The organism is Klebsiella sp. GW_Kp182 (genome assembly GCF_040062275.1).
Taxonomy (GTDB): domain Bacteria; phylum Pseudomonadota; class Gammaproteobacteria; order Enterobacterales; family Enterobacteriaceae; genus Klebsiella; species Klebsiella michiganensis.
In genome coordinates, this window is the sequence record NZ_JBEAFQ010000005.1 from 36,616 (window position 1) to 54,656 (window position 18,041).

Sequence of the window (18,041 nt, forward strand, 5' to 3'; positions counted from 1 at the left end):
AAAGCCGGCGCCAGCCGGCTTTTTTATGACGGGCACCCTGTGGGCCGCCGCAAGCGACGTTAAAAATCGCTCCCGGCGATTTTTTATGACGGGCGTCCTGCCCGTCACCCTATGGGCCGCCGCAAGCGACGTTAAAAATCGCTCCCGGCGATTTTTTATGGGCGATAGTTTTTTATTATGGTGGCGCGATGAGCAACTCTTTATCTGATACTGTCTCCCCTGCCCTGGCCGACCAGCCGGCGAATCCGGGCTGCTGGCCGCAGAGCGACTTCAACTGCGCGGCTATCAAGGCGCACATCGACGCTTTTCAGCGCTGGCTGGGCGAAGCGTTTGACCACGGCATCGCCGCAGAGAGATTGATTGAGGCGCGCACCGAATTTATCGATCAACTGCTTCAGCGGCTATGGGTCGAGTACGGGTTCGGGTCGATGAACGACATCGCGCTGGTCGCCGTCGGCGGTTACGGCCGCGGTGAACTGCACCCGCTTTCCGATATCGACCTGCTTATCCTGAGCCGTAAAAAGCTGCCCGATGAGCAGGCGCAGAAGGTCGGCGAGCTGCTGACGCTGCTGTGGGATATCAAGCTGGAAGTCGGCCACAGCGTGCGCACCCTCGAAGAGTGCCTGCTGGAGGGGCTGTCGGACCTCAGCGTCGCCACTAACCTGATTGAATCGCGTCTGCTTATTGGCGACGTCGCGCTGTTCCTTGAACTACAAAAACATATATTCAGCGACGGCTTCTGGCCATCGGAAAAGTTCTTTGCGGCAAAAGTCGAAGAGCAGAATGTACGCCATCAGCGCTATCACGGGACCAGCTATAACCTCGAGCCGGACGTGAAAAGCAGCCCCGGCGGCCTGCGCGATATTCACACCCTGCAGTGGATCGCGCGCCGCCATTTCGGCGCCACCTCGCTTGATGAAATGGTCGGCTTCGGTTTCCTGACCGAAGCCGAGCGCAACGAGCTTAACGAATGCCTGCATCAGCTGTGGCGCATTCGCTTTGCGCTGCATCTGGAGCTCAACCGCTACGATAATCGCCTGCTGTTCGACAGGCAGTTCAGCGTCGCCCGTCGCCTGCGTTACGAAGGCGAAAGCAACCAGCCGATCGAGCATATGATGAAGGATTTCTTTCGCGTCACCCGCCGGGTGAGCGAGCTGAACCAAATGCTGATCCAGCTGTTCGAAGAGGCGATTCTGGCGCTCACCGAAGATGAGAAGCCGCGGCCGATTGACGATGATTTTCAGCTGCGCGGCACGCTAATCGATCTGCGCGATGACACGCTGTTCATCCGCGAACCGCAGGCGATTCTGCGCATGTTCTTTATGATGGTGCGTAACAGCAGCATTACCGGCATCTACTCCACCACGCTTCGCCACCTGCGCCACGCCCGTCGTCATCTGACGCAGCCGCTTTGCTATATTCCGGAAGCGCGGACCCTGTTCCTCAGCATGCTGCGCCATCAGGGCGCGGTCAGCCGGGGGCTGCTGCCGATGCACCGCCATAGCGTGCTCTGGGCCTATATGCCGCAATGGTCGCATATTGTCGGTCAGATGCAGTTTGACCTGTTTCACGCCTATACCGTTGATGAACACACGATCCGCGTGCTGCTTAAGCTTGAGAGCTTCGCCAAAGAAGAGACCCGCAGCCGCCATCCGCTGTGCGTTGAACTGTGGCCGCGCCTGACGCATCCGGAGCTGATCCTTATCGCCGCCCTCTTCCACGATATCGCGAAAGGACGCGGCGGCGACCATTCGATTCTCGGCGCGCAGGACGTGCTGAAATTCGCCGAGCTTCACGGTCTTAACTCGCGCGAAACCCAGCTGGTGGCGTGGCTGGTGCGTCATCATCTGCTGATGTCGGTCACCGCCCAGCGTCGCGATATTCAGGATCCGGAAGTGATCAAGCAGTTTGCCGAAGAGGTGCAAACGGAGAACCGTCTGCACTACCTGGTTTGCCTGACCGTCGCCGATATCTGCGCCACCAACGAAAACCTGTGGAACAGCTGGAAACAGAGCCTGCTGCGCGAGCTCTATTTCGCCACCGAAAAACAGCTGCGCCGGGGGATGCAAAACACGCCGGATATGCGCGAGCGGGTGCGTCACCACCAGCTACAGGCGCTGGCGCTGCTGCGGATGGAAAATATTAATGAACAGGCGCTGCACCAAATCTGGAACCGCTGCCGCGCCAACTACTTTGTGCGCCATACGCCAAACCAGCTCGCCTGGCACGCGCGTAATCTGCTGCAGCACGATCTCAGCAAACCGATGATCCTGCTCAGTTCCCACGCCTCGCGCGGGGGCACCGAGATCTTCATCTGGAGTCCGGATCGTCCTTACCTCTTCGCCGCCGTTTGCGGCGAGCTGGATCGACGTAATCTTAGCGTTCACGATGCGCAGATCTTCACCACCCGCGACGGCATGGCGATGGATACCTTTATTGTTCTTGAGCCGGACGGCAGCCCGCTTTCCGCCGACAGGCACGAAATGATCCGCGTGGGCCTGGAACAGACCATCAGCCAGCGCAGCTGGCAGCCCCCGGCACCCCGTCGTCAGGCGGCGAAGCTGAGGCATTTTTCCGTGCCGACGGAGGTGAATTTCCTGCCGACGCATACCGACCGGAAATCCTTTCTTGAGCTGATTGCTCTCGACCAGCCGGGTCTGTTAGCGCGCGTCGGCCAGGTGTTTGCCGACCTCGGAATTTCGCTCCACGGCGCGCGAATTACGACAATTGGTGAGCGAGTAGAAGATTTATTTATAATCGCCACCGCAGACCGGCGCGCCCTTAATAATGAGCTACAGCAAGAAGTGCAACAACGGTTGACAGAGGCCCTCAATCCAAACGATAAAGGGTAACGTATTTTTTTAAGTAAATGGAAAGAGTAAACAATGCAGCAATTACAGAACGTTATTGAGTCCGCTTTTGAGCGTCGCGCCGACATCACGCCGGCAAACGTGGATACCGTAACCCGCGAAGCGGTTAACCAGGTGATTTCTCTGCTTGATTCCGGCGCGCTGCGTGTCGCTGAAAAAGTTGACGGCCAGTGGGTCACCCATCAGTGGCTGAAGAAAGCGGTTCTGCTCTCTTTCCGTATTAACGATAACCAGGTTATCGATGGTGCGGAAAGCCGCTACTTCGATAAAGTCCCAATGAAGTTCGCGGATTATGATGAAGCGCGTTTCCAGAAAGAAGGTTTCCGCGTCGTTCCGCCGGCGGCGGTTCGTCAGGGGGCGTATATCGCTCGCAACACGGTTCTGATGCCGTCCTATGTGAACATCGGCGCCTACGTTGACGAAGGTTCGATGGTTGATACCTGGGCGACCGTGGGTTCCTGCGCGCAGATCGGCAAAAACGTCCACCTGTCCGGCGGCGTCGGCATCGGTGGCGTACTGGAGCCGCTGCAGGCTAACCCGACCATTATCGAAGATAACTGCTTTATCGGCGCGCGTTCGGAAGTCGTTGAAGGCGTCATCGTCGAAGAGGGTTCCGTTATCTCCATGGGCGTATACCTCGGCCAGAGCACCAAAATCTACGATCGCGAAACCGGTGAAGTCTTCTACGGCCGCGTTCCGGCGGGATCCGTCGTCGTCTCCGGCAACCTGCCGTCAAAAGATGGCAAGTACAGCTTGTACTGCGCGGTTATCGTCAAAAAAGTCGATGCCAAAACCCGCGGCAAGGTTGGAATCAACGAACTTCTGCGTACCATCGACTAAGCAGCATGAAAAGCGGGAGGCATCCCGCTTTTTTTATATATTGAGCTGGCGAAGATGGATTTTTTCGTTAATTATTCAAAGATTACGATGATATCAAAGGTACCGTTATGTACGATAATCTGAAAAGTCTTGGTATTACCAATCCTGATGAAATCGATCGCTATAGCCTGCGGCAGGAAGCCAACAACGACATTCTGAAAATCTACTTTCAGAAGGATAAAGGCGAGTTCTTCGCCAAGAGCGTCAAGTTCAAATATCCGCGTCAGCGCAAAACCGTTGTCGCCGACGGCGTGGGCCAGGGATATAAAGAAGTCCAGGAGATTAGCCCTAATCTACGCTATATCATCGACGAGCTGGATCAAATCTGTCAGCGCGATCGCACCGAAATCGATCTGAAACGTAAGATCCTCGACGATCTGCGTCACCTCGAAAGCGTGGTGACGAATAAGATCAGCGAAATCGAATCCGATCTGGAAAAACTGACCCGCAATAAGTAAGCCTGATACGGGCCAGATGCTGGCCCTGTTTCTCTCTGCCTCATCCTCTTTTTTCTCACTTACCCCCACCGGCAGCATCAGCGAATATCAGCTATTCCTCTCTGATATCATTTCATCTCATATCCCTATCTACATGAATGACATAATAAAATAAGTCGCTGTATGTTCAATTTCCACCTGAAAGGAGATCATACGATGACACAGGAAATTGAACAAAAATTTTATACCCTACAATCTGCGCCCTGGCTGGATAAGACCGGTTTTGAAAAAGGACGGCAGCACGATCGCCAGCCGCTGGGCTTTATTCTGCCCGCCAATACGCCGCTGCACATTCGCCAACCGGATATCAGCAACGGCAACTCGATTCTGCGCCTGCTTTGCAATGATACCGCGCTAGAAAGCACCAGCACGATCGCCACCGGCTGGAAAACGGTCAGCGCCACGGTCGACACCGTTCCTTTTGTCGATACGCTGTTTACCGACCAGTCCAGCGAATTCACCGTCATCTACCAGCAACCTGCCGCAACTAAACCGCTGCCGTGCTGGAAAGCAGGACAATCTGAGGATGAATTTTTCCTCAGCTGGGAGAAAAATCAATCCGCACTCGCGCTGCTTGATTTAGATGTGATTAACCTGCTGCTGCCCTACGCCGACCGCGATAATGCGATGAAAGCGGGCTTATCCTCGCTACACGCTTATTACACCCACCTTTTCAAATGCTATAACGACTGGGCTGGGCTAAGCGATCGCCCGGATGCGCCGTGGAACCAGGATGTCGCCAACCGCTACTTTGTGCGGGCAGATAAACACGGCGTCGGCGCAGCCTATTATCACCCCTGGTGGTGCGCACATACATCATCAACGTTAGGTGAAGGCTGGCTGGATAACGTTGCGACGCAGTGGGTTATTCTTCATGAAATTGCGCACGGGTATCAGGGCAAATTTATGCAGGACACCACTCTGCCCGTCAATGAGGTGTGGAACAATATTTACGCCGCTTTCTATCAGCAGCTTACCCTGAGCCAGGATAATCATCTCTATGTGGATGGCTGGCTCTATAACTATGGTCAGCAGGCCGTACAGGAACTCCAGCTGATGACCTATATAAAAGACCAGACGCCGGTCGCCAGCTGGGGCCTGCGTCCGCGCCTGCAGTTCCTGATGCTGATGTTGCTAAAAGCAGGAACCAAAGCCTTCAGCGCCTTTAACCAGAACTATCGTGAACTGGCCAACGGCGATAGCTTCCGGCCGTCCGATTATCAGCTTATCGATATGTTGGCTACCGCCATTGCCGCCGCCGCAGGGTATGATGTCACGCCGTTTATCGAGCTATGCGGCTTAACGCTGGAAATTACCACTAAGGGAGATATCGCCGCGCTGGCGGCAAAGCCGCTCTATCCGCTGTATCTTTTCCTTCCGCAAATCGAATGGGATAGCGCGCGGCGGCAGCTGGGGCTGGACTCCTTCGTGTGGCTGGTGAATAACAGCGAACTGGCGGCATTAGGCAAAACGGGGACGCTATCCCTGACGTTCAATATCGACCAGCTGGAACAAATTTACGGGCGAACGCTGACGATTAAAGATAATTGTGGCACGCATTATTCACTGGTTGTTAATGATGACACGTTGATCCTGAATGATATTCCAGTCGGCGTTTACCAGATCGATCCTCCGAAAGGCCGTTCACAAAAATATCGTCCGGATATCAGCTATCTCGTCGTAAAAGAAGGGGCGAACGCGGCTACCATCAACTACACCCGACAACGCGATACCCGCGGGCGTAACGTGACAATGAGCTTTTTAGGTATTGGCGACACGCCGTTTGCATATCTGGATATCGATTTCGAAAATCAGCAGCTTACGCTGAATATTACCAGCGCCACGCCGCACAACAACTACCCTGACGCGCTCTATGCCGGCGTATGCGTACTTTCCGCCAGCGGCGAAAAAGTCTTTGAGCGCAATATGAACGGCACAAACTGCGCCACCGGTAAGGTGATTATTCCCTTCGGCCCTCACTATCACTTGTATATTACTCACGTCGAGCCGGGACGTCTGAAAGCCTCCCCGGAGTATTTACCGCTGATCGCGGGCGAGAAATGCCAGCTGATGCGTATTGATGAGAGTGGGCTTTACAACTTTATCCTCGATAATAATCCGGCGGAAGATTTACTGGCTATTTTCGAGCATGACGCTCAGGCGATGCGTAACCAGCCTTCGCTATTAGCGCAGGAAGAGAGCGTATGTAAAAACGATCTCTGGCTGATGCTCTCCCATATTGAAGAGCCCCAGCGCAGCAGGCTGCTTAAAGAGTATGCCGATGTTCTGCCTCAGGATAATAGTGAACCGGGCGAGTTCACGGGCAAGAGCGTGACCCTCAATCTCAGAGGACAGGGCAACAAAGATTTTTGCCAGATCGTTATCGATAATCAACAGCACGCCATGATGGTCACCACCCGTACCGGCGCGCCGCACCCGTATTATGTCTCCCATACCTACGCCAGCATTACGGTAACCGGGGCGGACGAAACGGTGGTTTATCACCGCAGCTATGCCGGAGCGACCAACAACCTGGCAAACAGCGAAACTCTCGCCCTCGCTGAAAACATGATCATTGAGGTTTTCCATGATGAGCCATTCCGCTCCAGCGCCAGCAATGATACGACGCATCGCGCCATTACGCTGAAGCAGCACAACCGCTGGCGGGTAGTGAAGGATGGGCTGGAGGCCTGTTCGCTGGTGCCAGACCAGGAGGATAAAGAAACTGCGGATGCTGAGGACGAGGCTACAGAGCTGTATGGCGATCTCTTCTGCTGGCAGCTACTTGGCAATGATAATATTCGTTTTGCGACGATGGAGATGGATATTGGCCGCGGCGCGCTCACCTTTACCGCCAGCCCCGTGGTGCCGAATAAGCACTTTACGACGGCCTATGCCGCGGTGAATATCTACAATACGCGCGGCTCGGTGGTTTATCGCCAGTCCATTAAAGGCTCATCGCAGCTTGGCGACTATATAGATACGGCAATACTTGATGAGGGCTATATCATCGAAGTCTTCCATGCCGAAGCCGGCGATCGCTCCGTCATTATCAACCCACAAAACGGTAACGCCTGGCCACAGCCTCATACCGTCTCCTGGCAAGTCACGGCCCGCGGACTGCAGCGCCTGTAATTGCCGTCCCCGCTCCCGCCGCAGGCGGGAGTGTTTTTAGCGCTGCTCATCGAGCTGTAGCGCAATATACAGCAGCAGACGATCGTCAAAATTACCCAAATCCAGCCCCGTCAGCTCAGAGATACGGTTCAAACGGTATTCCAGCGTATTACGGTGGATAAACAGTGCTTTCGACGTCGCCAGCGGCTGCACGTTATGACGAAACCAGGCCTGTAAGGTGCGACGCAGCAGGCCGTTGTTATCCATCGCCTTCAGGCGAACCAGCGGGCGCGCCAGCTCATTAGCCTGCCAGCCACCGCGCAGGCTATCCAGCAGTACCGGCAGCATCAAATCCTGGTAAAAATAGCTACGGCTCTCCGGCATCCGCTGTTTACCGACCATCATGGTGGTTCTGGCGGTGCGATACGAGCGAGCAATACTGCCCGGTCCGGTAAAAAAGTTTCCCAGCGCCACGCGAAAACGCAGCTGACCGTTCTCTTTCATCCTGCTAATGAGCTGCTCGACCCGTTTGCAGTGATCTTCCGCATCCCAGCGGCCAAAGGCGTTCAGCGCGGGCTTCAGTACCACCATTTCGGTCAGCGAGACAATGGCCACCAGATTATTACGGTCCGGCGTGGTCAACGCGGTCTGGAGCTGCTGCAGCTCCGCCATCGCGCTGTCTACGCCCAGCTGGCCGCTATCCACTTCAATCATAGCCACCACGCGCGGTTGGTTGAGATCGATCCCCAGACGCTGGGCCCACTCGGTCAGCGCCGGGGTGTTCTCTTCCGCCTGAATCAGGTTCATCACCAGCTCTTCGCGCAGACGGCTATCCTGGGCCAGGAGATGCATCAGTCGCGATTGTTCCAGCATCATCTCGGCGGTCATACACACCAGTTCACCGTATTTACGCAGCGACTCCGGTTCGCCGGTCAGGCCGATAACGCCGACGATCTCCCCTTCCAGACGCAGCGGCAGGTTGATCCCCTGGCGCACGCCGTGCAGATGTCGGGCAACGGCATCATCAATATCGACAACGCGGCCCTGGGAAAGCACTAATAGCGCGCCTTCGTGCAATTCACCAATTCGCTCGCGGTCTCCGCTACCGATAATGCGCCCGCGGGCATCCATTACGTTAATATTGGTATCAATGATGCGCATCGTACGCGCCACGATATCCTGAGCCATTTTGGTATCAAGATGCCAGCCAGCCATGTAACCCTCCCGTGAGCAGGCTAACAGCATAAAAGAGTTGGCAACACGCCGCATTGTGCATTTGCACAAAGCCGGGCTAAGAAATATGGAGTTGTGGAAGATATCACAGAACGAAAAATGGAAGGGGCGGCAGAAATAAAAAAGCCCCTTTCCTCCGCAAGGAGAAAAGGGGCTTTGCGAACCGTCAGGGATTACTGCATCAGCAGATAAATCGACGTATCGCCGCGCTGGATATTCAGCGCCAGAACCGACGGTTTGGCATCAAAAATTTTGCGCAGGTCGGCAATATTTTTCACCGGCTGCTGGTTCGCGCCAACGATAATATCGCCTTTCTTCAGGCCAATCTGCGCCGCCGGCGTTCCCGCTTTCACGTTACTCACCACGACGCCTTTATCCTGACCTTTGTTGCTCATTTCCGCACCTTCAATACCGTTGAAGATGGTGCTTGAGTCAACCTGGTTCTGATTGCTCTGCTGCAGCTCAACGGTCACCGTCACCGGCTTGCCATCACGCAGCAGGCCAAGCTCGACTTTGCTGCCGATCGGCATGGTCCCCACCTGGGCACGCAGCGCGGCAAAGCTGCTGATCGATTTACCGTTCAGCGTGGTAATCACGTCGCCGGCTTTAATCCCCGCCTTAGCGGCCGCCGAGTTCGGCATCACCTGGCTGACGAACGCGCCGCGCTGAGCGTCAACTTTCATCGCTTTCGCCAGTTCGGAATTCAGCTCGGTCCCCATGATGCCCAGCTCACCGCGCTTAACCTGGCCAAATTTGACCATCTGATCGGTCAGGTTTTTCACCATGTTGCTCGGAATAGCGAAGCCGATACCAATGTTGCCGCCGTCCGGCGCCAGAATCGCGGTGTTGATACCGATCAGCTCGCCGTTCAGGTTAACCAGCGCGCCGCCGGAGTTACCGCGGTTGATCGCCGCATCGGTCTGGATAAAGTTTTCATAGTTTTCAACGTTCAGGCCGCTACGGCCCAGGGCGGAAACGATCCCCGAGGTCACGGTTTCGCCCAGGCCAAACGGGTTACCGATCGCCACGGTGTAATCGCCGACGCGCAGGGCATCAGAGTCCGCCAGCTTAATCGCGCTCAGGTTTTTCGGATCCTGGATTTGAATCAGCGCAATATCAGAACGCGGGTCTTTGCCGACCACTTTCGCGTCGAACTTGCGGCCATCGCTGAGCTGAACTTTGATAGTAGTCGCGTTATCCACGACGTGGTTGTTAGTCACGACATAGCCTTTAGCGGCATCAATAATCACCCCGGAACCGAGGGCCATAAATTTCTGCTGCTGGCCGCCGTCGCTACCCGGCGCACCGCCCTGCCCGCCGCCCTGACAGAACGGAGAGCTCTGGAACGGAGAACCATCCTGACAGAACGGCGAATTGTCGCCAAAGAACTGCTGGAAGTTACGCGGCATCCGCGGCGTATTAACGGTGGTGCTCCCCTCAACGTTAATGCTCACGACCGACGGCATCACTTTTTCCAGCATCGGCGCCAGGCTTGGCATCTGCTGCGCATTAGTCGCAGAAGAAGCTGTTTCCGCCGCGCTCGCAGAGAGAGGGGACAACGCCAGACCTAAACTCAGAGCCAGGGCACTCATTGCTAACGTGGTTTTTTTCATAGGTTTCAATCTCAATTTCAGATAACGAATAGTTGCTGTGTTGGTGACTATCAGAGTCATTTTATAGCGCGAAGTTCCGGAATGAAGTTTTGGTAAAAGTAAAAATTTATTGTCCGTCTTTACAAAACTCACCCTTATTCTACGGCCATCAATCGTCGATATTCATCCCATGCATACAAATCGGTCATTCCGCTGATATAGTCCTGAATGAGACGACAGCGATAATAATATTCCATCACTGGAAACTCCGGATTATTGCGCGAAATCTTATTTACGGCTTCTATGTAAGCTAACCGATGACGAGTTGAAAGTTTCTGAAAAAGACGTGATGCAATCGGTAAACTTCGCACCCGCTCTTTTTCCACCAGCAAACTAAACTCATCCAGCGATAATTTTAACAGCGGCTGGTATATATCTAACAGACCGCTGATCACGCAATAGCCCTGCAGCTCCAGCTGCTCGACATCCGGATGGCTAAACACATGTTTTACCGCGACATTTTTATATAGTTCAAGAAGCTGGCTGCAATCACTATCGTCCTCAAGCAGCGCATGGTTAAAGTCACCGCTAAAAATCTTCGCCAGGTTATCAATAAACCGCCGCGCCGCATACGGTACCAGCCTATTGAGCGTATTAACCCGTAAATACATAAAAAACTGATCTTCGGTACTCCGGCTCAGAGAATTCGCACGCGATTTCTCCCAGGCGTTTTCGACAACCTGATTAAACAAGGAGCCTTTTTCGTGAACGCCCCAGGCTTCATAGAGATGCTGATAAAGCTGCTCTACGCTGAAGATGCGTTTTTCTACCGCATCTTCAAGGTCGGCGACGCAATATGAGATATCATCCGCGGCTTCCATAATCCACGTTAATGGGAAGCGATTGTAAGGAGCCAGATCCAGTTCTTTACGCAACCTCGCAACATAGCCCTCTTCGGCTAAATAATAACCAGGTTTTTTCATTAAATAATTGTGGCTGGCCGGCGCTTCCCCGCGCCACCATGCCGGACGCGTATATTTTAGAATACAGCCCACCTGCGCCCAGGTGAGATTCATGCGCATCAGCGTATGCACTAAGCGAATACCCTGCGCATTGCCTTCAAACCAGCATAAGTCCTGGCGAACCTTACGCCGCAGCTCATTCAGCTGGCTATCGCCTTCCTGCAGGCGCAGCGCCGCGACCACGCAGCGATCGTCGCTTAACGGCTGGCTGGCCGCATCGCCGGGGAAAAGCCGCTGGCTGAACCAATCATTAATTGCCGCCTCGCCAAAATGGCCAAATGGCGGATTGCCGATATCGTGCATCAGGCAGGCCATTTCAACAATGCTCTCGAACGGCCCGGTAAGCTCATCCAGCCCGTAGCTTTCCAGCAGCTTCTGCTCTTTCAGACGACTCAGCACCTCTTTGGCGATGTAGCGGCCCACCTGCTGAACTTCCAGAGAGTGGGTCAGCCGCGTACGCACTGCGGCATTGCGCTCCAGCGGGAAAACCTGGGTTTTTTGCTGCAGCCGGCGGATCGCCGGCGAGTTGATGATGCGTCCGCGATCGCTTTCGAAAATTCGCAGGATTTCACGCTCCGTCTCAACGCCCTGCGGTGAACGGTAGCGGCGACGCCAGTTAATCTTGTTGCGAAAATCGATCTTAGCCATGATCTCCCCCGAGCGAGCAATAACGTTTCCTTCTAAGCGCATGATAGACTATGCCGCTAAAACCCACACATCGCGAGTAAATCTATGAAAATCGGTATTATTGGCGCAATGGAAGAAGAAGTTACCCTTCTGCGCGACAAAATCGACAACCGCCAGACCATCACTATCGGCGGCAGCGAAATCTACACCGGCCAGCTGCAGGGCGTTGATGTCGCTTTGTTGAAATCGGGCATTGGCAAAGTCGCCGCCGCCATGGGAGCCACTCTGCTGATGGAGCACTGCAAGCCGGATGTGATTATTAACACCGGCTCTGCAGGCGGTCTCGCGTCGACCCTGAAGGTTGGCGATATCGTTGTCTCCGACGAAACGCGCTATCACGACGCGGACGTCACCGCGTTTGGCTATGAGTATGGCCAGCTGCCGGGCTGCCCTGCCGGTTTCAAAGCCGATGATAAGCTGATTGCCGCCGCAGAGACCTGCATCAGCGCGCTGAATCTTAATGCGGTTCGCGGACTCATTGTCAGCGGCGATGCATTCATCAACGGTTCCATTGGTCTCGCCAAAATCCGCCACAACTTCCCGCAGGCCGTCGCGGTAGAAATGGAAGCCACCGCCATCGCGCACGTCTGCCACAACTATGGCGTACCGTTTGTTGTCGTTCGCGCGATCTCCGATGTTGCCGACCAACAGTCGCATCTGAGCTTCGACGAGTTTCTCGCCGTTGCCGCGAAGCAATCCACCCTGATGGTGGAAAACCTGGTGCAGCACCTGGCTCGTGGCTAAGTCGCTCAACGCGGCGCTTGCCGTCCTGATGCTGCTTGCCCCGGCGTGGCTTTTCGCCGCGCCGCGGGTGATTACGCTCTCTCCCGCCAATACTGAACTGGCGTTTGCCGCCGGTATTACGCCGGTTGGCGTCAGCAGCTATTCCGATTATCCCCCGGAAGCCGCAAAGATAGAGCAGGTCTCCAGCTGGCAGGGGATGAATCTGGAACGCATCGTCGCCCTTAAGCCCGACCTGGTGCTGGCGTGGCGCGGCGGTAACGCTGAACGCCAGGTGAATCAGCTAAGCTCGCTCGGGATAAAAGTCATCTGGGTCGAAACATCGACCATCGAAGAGATTATCGCAACGCTTCGCCAGCTGGCGCAGTGGAGCCCGCAGCCGGAAAAGGCGCGGCAGGCGGCGCAGAAAATGCAGGACGCGTACCAGGCCTTAAAAACCCGCTACGCGAGCGGGCCGAAAAAACGCGTTTTTTTACAGTTCGGCGCCAACCCTCTCTTTACCACCAGCAAAGGCTCGATTCAGGATCAGGTTCTGACGCTGTGCGGAGGAGAAAACATTTTTGCCGCCAGCCGGGTTCCCTGGCCGCAGGTGAGCCGTGAACAGGTACTGGCAAGGCAGCCGCAGGCCATTGTCATCGCCGGCGACGCCAGTCAACTTCCCGCCGTTGAGCGCTATTGGCAGAATCAGCTAAAAATTTCTTTTATTGCGCTACATGGCGACTGGTTTGAACGCGCGAGCCCACGTATTATTCTCGCCGCAAAACAACTCTGTACTGCGCTCGAGCAGATAAAATAATCACCTGCTAACCCAGGTGCTAAAAGGCTATCCCACCAGGCGCAATTGTTGCAGCCAGTTTGGACACGGGCGGCGCGGAACACCCGGAGCGTACATGTGGTACGTGGGGGCTGTGAGCACTGCCCGGGGCCAGACTGGCAAATAAAAAAGCCTAATGGGATAGATTCTAAGTGGGAACTGACGATGCTTGTCTATTGGCTGGATATCATTGGCACCGCCGTGTTTGCCATCTCCGGCGTCCTGCTGGCTGGAAAGCTGCGCATGGACCCTTTCGGCGTGCTGGTATTAGGCGTGGTGACCGCGGTGGGCGGTGGCACCATTCGCGATATGGCCCTTGCTAACGGCCCGGTATTTTGGGTTAAAGACCCTACCGATCTGGTGGTGGCGATGGTCACCAGCATGTTCACTATCCTGCTGGTACGCCAGCCGCGCCGGTTACCGAAATGGGTGCTGCCGGTGCTGGACGCCGTTGGTCTGGCGGTATTTGTCGGTATTGGCGTCAACAAAGCCTTTCTTGCCCATAGCGGACCGCTGGTGGCCGTCTGCATGGGGGTCGTCACCGGCGTCGGCGGGGGGATCATCCGCGACGTGCTGGCGCGTGAAATCCCGATGATTCTGCGTACGGAAATCTACGCGACGGCCTGCATCGTTGGTGGCATCGTGCATGCGACGGCGTACTACACCTTTCAGGTTCCGTTAGAAAACGCGGCGATGATAGGTATGGTGGTCACGCTGGTCATCAGGCTGGCGGCCATCCGCTGGCACCTGAAGCTGCCAACGTTCGCGCTTGATGAGAATGGACGGTAATAAAAGCAAAACGGTAACCTTAACGTTACCGTTTTTAGCGTTTGCTCCCTCTCGCTGTATGAGAGGGCTGGGGAGAAGAGGCTCCCGGGCACACTATCTTTAGACGCTGAACGAGGAGCCGCAGCCGCAGGTGCTTTTCGCATTCGGGTTGGTCACGATAAAACGCGAGCCTTCCAGACCTTCGGTATAATCGACGGCGCCGCCGACCAGATACTGCAGGCTCATTGGGTCAACCACCAGGCCGACGCCCTGCTTCTCGATAGTCATATCGCCTTCGTTAACCTGATCGTCGAAGGTAAAGCCGTACTGGAAACCGCTGCAGCCACCACCGGTGATGTACACGCGCAGTTTCAGGTTCGGATTGTCTTCATCCGCAATCAGGTCTTTTACTTTAATCGCCGCGGCTTCGGTAAACTCCAGCGGCAACGCTACGTCATCACTCATTTTATGCTCCCATTGATACTTCTGACCGGTTAAAGAATAACCCGACCTTTTGAGCCATTATCCAATACCCGAGTAAATCGTTCAAGTATTCTCCCCGCCGACCGGCTGCGCCTTTGCTTCCTGTTCCGCCTTTTGTTTTGCCAGGGTGCGCTGCAGAATAGTCGAGTATAAAGGCTTACCGCCGAGGAATTGTGCCAATAGTGTTGCGCCGAGACAGGTAATAATCATTGGCAAAATGAGCTGATAGTTATCGGTCATCTCCAGCACCAGCACGATGCCGGTCAACGGCGCGCGAACCGAGGCGGCGAGCAGCGCCCCCATCCCGGCGATGGCAAAGGTGCCGGCATCCAGATGATAGGCCGGAAATAGAGGCGTCGCCGCCATGCCAAACGCCGTGCCCAGCAGCGTCCCCAGCGCCAGCATCGGCGCAAAGATACCGCCGGGCGCGCCGGAAGAGAAGCAAAGCAGCGTGGTAATCACCCGCGCGATAAAAATAAACAGCAGCAGGCCGACGGAAAAATTGCCCGCCGCGGCGATGGGAATCAGGTTAAACCCGCCGCCGGACGCCGCCGGCTGAATCAGGCCCAGCACGCCGCAGCTTCCGCCGATCAGGCCGCCAATCAGCACCCATTTTTTAATGTTGCCGCCGTGGAGCCGCTGGAACATATCCTGGGTGCGCAGCACCAGCGTATTAAACAGCGGGCCAACACAGCCAAAAATCATCCCGAGGATCAAATACAGCCACAGGGTGTTGACCGGCGCATTGCTGAGCTTACCGACCTCGATAACCGCTTTATCGCCGTTGAAGATACGGAAGACGATGGTGGCCATAATGACGCCGGTAAACACGGCTTTAATGGAGATCAGGTTGTAGCGAAACTGCGGGCGCATCTCTTCAATAATAAACAGAATCCCGGCCAGCGGCGCGTTAAAGGCGGCGGAGAGCCCCGCCGCGGCGCCGGTCGCCAGCAGCGTATGGCGCGCTTCCGGACTGCGCATGCGAAAAACGTCCACCACCATGCGCCCAAGATTGCCCCCAAGCTGCACCATCGGCCCTTCGCGCCCCAGCACCATGCCCGCACCCAGCGTCCCCATGCCGCCGATAAACTTCACCGGCAGTACGCGCCACCAGCGAACGGGACGCAGCTCCTCCAGCGCGCCTTCAATTTCCGGGATCCCGGATCCGCCCGCTTCCGGCGCAAAACGACGGACGAGAAAATAGCCCACCATCGCCAGCAAAGCGGAGAGGATAAAGGCCAGCGGCCAGACCAGAAACCAGTGGTCCGCCACCTCTACCAGCGCGCCTATGCGCAGGTTCTGCACCCAGTTGACGCTTTTTTCAAACGCGACGCCGATCAGCCCCGCCAGCGTGCCGACAACGGCCGCCATTAATAACACCGCCAGCGGCGTTTTATCACGCTGAATCAACCGACGCACGGCATCGCTGCGGCGAACGCGTACGAACTGATGTGCTGAAGAAGAGGGGTTTTCTGCTTTCATGCCATTATCAATAATAAGTAATACAAATAGAAAGAAGGTCATTCTAGCCAACCGGACAGGCTCCGTCGTCAAAAAAATGCGCCGTGACCCCATTGTTTCAATTGGGCAAAACTTTCATAACCTTCCTGGAATAACTTAGAATAGTCGACAAAACATTTTTCACGAACCAGGACCCTGGCAATGAGCAAATCTGAAAATCTGTATAACGCTGCGCGTGAACTTATTCCCGGCGGCGTGAACTCTCCGGTACGTGCGTTCACCGGCGTCGGCGGTACGCCGCTGTTTATCGAGCGCGCCGACGGCGCTTACCTTTACGACGTTGATGGTAAAGCGTATATCGATTATGTCGGCTCCTGGGGCCCAATGGTGCTGGGTCATAACCATCCGGCCATCCGCAACGCGGTCATTGAAGCCGCCGAACGCGGCCTGAGCTTTGGCGCGCCGACGGAGATGGAAGTTAAAATGGCAGCGCTGGTCACCGAGCTGGTCCCGACCATGGATATGGTCCGCATGGTGAACTCCGGTACCGAAGCCACCATGAGCGCCATTCGCCTGGCCCGCGGCTTCACCGGCCGTGATAAAATTATCAAGTTCGAAGGCTGCTACCACGGCCACGCCGACTGCCTGCTGGTAAAAGCCGGCTCAGGCGCGCTGACGCTCGGCCAGCCGAACTCGCCGGGCGTGCCGGCGGACTTCGCCAAACACACCCTGACCTGCACCTATAACGATCTGTCATCGGTTCGCGCCGCGTTCGAACAGTATCCGCAGGATATCGCCTGCATCATCGTTGAGCCGGTAGCCGGTAATATGAACTGCATCCCGCCGCAGCCGGAGTTTCTGCCGGGCCTGCGCGCGCTGTGCGACGAGTTCGGCGCGCTGCTGATTATCGATGAAGTCATGACCGGCTTTCGCGTGGCGCTGGCCGGCGCGCAGGATTACTACGGCGTTGTGCCGGATCTGACCTGCCTTGGCAAAATCATCGGCGGCGGTATGCCGGTTGGCGCATTCGGCGGTCGTCGTGAGGTGATGGATGCCCTGGCGCCGACCGGCCCGGTTTACCAGGCAGGCACCCTCTCCGGCAACCCCATCGCGATGGCGGCAGGTTTCGCTTGCCTGACCGAAGTGGCGCAGCCCGGCGTGCACGAGACGCTAACCGAGCTCACTAACCAGCTGGCCCAGGGTCTGCTGGACGCCGCGCGCGATGCCGGTATTCCGCTGGTGGTGAATAACGTCGGCGGCATGTTCGGCATTTTCTTTACCGACGCGCCAACCGTGACCTGCTACCAGGACGTGGTCAAATGCGATGTCGAGCGATTTAAACGCTTCTTCCACCTGATGCTGGAAGAGGGCGTCTACCTGGCGCCGTCGGCGTTTGAAGCGGGCTTTATGTCCATCGCCCATAGCGAAGAAGATATCGACAACACCGTCGCCGCCGCGCGCAACGCCTTCGCGAAGCTGTAACCTCAACGCCGGGGCCCCCTGCCCCGGCAATACGCATCTTGTTCAAAAGCATCATTTTGCGTCGGCCCACGCATAATAAGATGCAAACGCGATCGCCTTGAAAGATTGTTATCATCCCGTCTCGTAGAACCCAAAATCGTCGGCAGACAATGGGCAGGCAAAAGCAGATTCTCAGCGGAAACTCAGCCGCAAGGATTGCTCAGAATGACAACACAATCGTCCCCTACACCGCATGACGCCATTTTTAAACAGCTACTGGCCCATATCGATATGCAGCACCGGCGTATTGCGATCCTGGAGCTCCTGCAAAAGCATATTCGCCAGCGGGATCTCATGTTGCTGCTCGAGCAATTGGGGATTCTGCTTAACGCGGGATACACTACCGCCGAGCAGCTAAA

Annotated in this window: 13 protein-coding genes and 1 pseudogene; 9 read left to right on the top strand and 5 right to left on the bottom strand. The window is 55.8% G+C overall.

What is annotated here, in order from left to right; all coding sequences use genetic code 11:
* Positions 1–188: 188 nt before the first annotated feature.
* The 4 genes from glnD (at position 189) to ABLU88_RS06870 (ending at position 7,381) form a co-directional block, all read left to right on the top strand.
* Complete coding sequence (gene glnD / locus ABLU88_RS06855) at positions 189–2,852, top strand: bifunctional uridylyltransferase/uridylyl-removing protein GlnD (RefSeq protein WP_046878565.1); 2,664 nt, start codon at positions 189–191, stop codon at positions 2,850–2,852.
* A 33-nt stretch (positions 2,853–2,885) separates the two neighbouring features.
* Entirely contained in the window at positions 2,886–3,710 is an 825-nt protein-coding gene (gene dapD / locus ABLU88_RS06860) for a 2,3,4,5-tetrahydropyridine-2,6-dicarboxylate N-succinyltransferase (RefSeq protein ID WP_004098743.1), read from the top strand.
* Between the two features lie 107 nt (positions 3,711–3,817).
* The gene (locus tag ABLU88_RS06865; protein ID WP_004098742.1) at positions 3,818–4,207 is read left to right on the top strand and encodes a DUF3461 family protein; all 390 of its coding nucleotides are present in this window, start codon (positions 3,818–3,820) and stop codon (positions 4,205–4,207) included.
* Positions 4,208–4,402: 195 nt separating this feature from the next.
* Positions 4,403–7,381, top strand: coding sequence for a putative mucin/carbohydrate-binding domain-containing protein (locus tag ABLU88_RS06870; protein ID WP_348836248.1), 2,979 nt, complete (start codon positions 4,403–4,405; stop codon positions 7,379–7,381).
* Between the two features lie 36 nt (positions 7,382–7,417).
* Here ABLU88_RS06870 and cdaR read toward each other — a convergent pair whose 3' ends face one another.
* From cdaR to dgt, 3 genes are all read right to left on the bottom strand, one after another.
* Positions 7,418–8,575 (bottom strand): DNA-binding transcriptional regulator CdaR, encoded by a 1,158-nt coding sequence (cdaR, locus tag ABLU88_RS06875; RefSeq protein WP_004098741.1) that lies wholly within the window; start codon positions 8,573–8,575, stop codon positions 7,418–7,420.
* 191 nt (positions 8,576–8,766) lie between these two features.
* The gene (gene degP / locus ABLU88_RS06880) at positions 8,767–10,206 is read right to left on the bottom strand and encodes a serine endoprotease DegP (protein ID WP_004098740.1); all 1,440 of its coding nucleotides are present in this window, start codon (positions 10,204–10,206) and stop codon (positions 8,767–8,769) included.
* Positions 10,207–10,340: 134 nt separating this feature from the next.
* Positions 10,341–11,855 carry a dGTPase gene (gene dgt, locus ABLU88_RS06885; RefSeq protein ID WP_348836249.1) on the bottom strand — a complete coding sequence of 505 codons (1,515 nt, stop codon included), beginning with the start codon at positions 11,853–11,855 and terminating at the stop codon, positions 10,341–10,343.
* Between the two features lie 84 nt (positions 11,856–11,939).
* On the opposite strand from dgt, the gene mtnN reads away from it, so the two are divergent.
* From mtnN to ABLU88_RS06900, 3 genes are all read left to right on the top strand, one after another.
* Positions 11,940–12,638: a 5'-methylthioadenosine/S-adenosylhomocysteine nucleosidase gene (gene mtnN / locus ABLU88_RS06890; protein WP_014227993.1), complete on the top strand. Its 699-nt coding sequence runs from the start codon at positions 11,940–11,942 to the stop codon at positions 12,636–12,638.
* Positions 12,631–13,431, top strand: a complete 801-nt coding sequence (btuF, locus tag ABLU88_RS06895) for a vitamin B12 ABC transporter substrate-binding protein BtuF (protein ID WP_025107381.1) — start codon at positions 12,631–12,633, stop codon at positions 13,429–13,431. The genes mtnN and btuF overlap by 8 nt, the downstream gene beginning before the upstream one ends.
* A 183-nt stretch (positions 13,432–13,614) precedes the next feature.
* The gene (locus ABLU88_RS06900; protein WP_009654554.1) at positions 13,615–14,238 is read left to right on the top strand and encodes a TRIC cation channel family protein; all 624 of its coding nucleotides are present in this window, start codon (positions 13,615–13,617) and stop codon (positions 14,236–14,238) included.
* A gap of 99 nt (positions 14,239–14,337) precedes the next feature.
* Here ABLU88_RS06900 and erpA read toward each other — a convergent pair whose 3' ends face one another.
* Both erpA and clcA read right to left on the bottom strand, forming a co-directional pair.
* Positions 14,338–14,682: an iron-sulfur cluster insertion protein ErpA gene (gene erpA, locus ABLU88_RS06905; RefSeq protein WP_004098733.1), complete on the bottom strand. Its 345-nt coding sequence runs from the start codon at positions 14,680–14,682 to the stop codon at positions 14,338–14,340.
* Positions 14,683–14,763: 81 nt separating this feature from the next.
* Complete coding sequence (clcA, locus tag ABLU88_RS06910; RefSeq protein WP_032694441.1) at positions 14,764–16,182, bottom strand: H(+)/Cl(-) exchange transporter ClcA; 1,419 nt, start codon at positions 16,180–16,182, stop codon at positions 14,764–14,766.
* Between the two features lie 180 nt (positions 16,183–16,362).
* On the opposite strand from clcA, the gene hemL reads away from it, so the two are divergent.
* A complete protein-coding gene (gene hemL, locus ABLU88_RS06915; protein ID WP_025107379.1) occupies positions 16,363–17,643 on the top strand; it encodes a glutamate-1-semialdehyde 2,1-aminomutase in 1,281 nt (426 codons plus the stop codon).
* 270 nt (positions 17,644–17,913) lie between these two features.
* Positions 17,914–18,009, top strand: a pseudogene (locus tag ABLU88_RS06920) (Rpn family recombination-promoting nuclease/putative transposase); the annotation flags it as partial.
* Between the last annotated feature and the right edge of the window lie 32 nt (positions 18,010–18,041).

Coding starts and splice junctions, on each gene's coding strand:
- dapD (WP_004098743.1), top strand. CDS start 2,886: ATGCAGCAATTACAGAACGTTATTGAGTCCGCTTTTGAGCGTCGCGCC.
- erpA (WP_004098733.1), bottom strand. CDS start 14,682: ATGAGTGATGACGTAGCGTTGCCGCTGGAGTTTACCGAAGCCGCGGCG.
- glnD (WP_046878565.1), top strand. CDS start 189: ATGAGCAACTCTTTATCTGATACTGTCTCCCCTGCCCTGGCCGACCAG.
- mtnN (WP_014227993.1), top strand. CDS start 11,940: ATGAAAATCGGTATTATTGGCGCAATGGAAGAAGAAGTTACCCTTCTG.
- ABLU88_RS06900 (WP_009654554.1), top strand. CDS start 13,615: ATGCTTGTCTATTGGCTGGATATCATTGGCACCGCCGTGTTTGCCATC.
- dgt (WP_348836249.1), bottom strand. CDS start 11,855: ATGGCTAAGATCGATTTTCGCAACAAGATTAACTGGCGTCGCCGCTAC.
- cdaR (WP_004098741.1), bottom strand. CDS start 8,575: ATGGCTGGCTGGCATCTTGATACCAAAATGGCTCAGGATATCGTGGCG.
- degP (WP_004098740.1), bottom strand. CDS start 10,206: ATGAAAAAAACCACGTTAGCAATGAGTGCCCTGGCTCTGAGTTTAGGT.
- hemL (WP_025107379.1), top strand. CDS start 16,363: ATGAGCAAATCTGAAAATCTGTATAACGCTGCGCGTGAACTTATTCCC.
- ABLU88_RS06865 (WP_004098742.1), top strand. CDS start 3,818: ATGTACGATAATCTGAAAAGTCTTGGTATTACCAATCCTGATGAAATC.
- clcA (WP_032694441.1), bottom strand. CDS start 16,182: ATGAAAGCAGAAAACCCCTCTTCTTCAGCACATCAGTTCGTACGCGTT.
- ABLU88_RS06870 (WP_348836248.1), top strand. CDS start 4,403: ATGACACAGGAAATTGAACAAAAATTTTATACCCTACAATCTGCGCCC.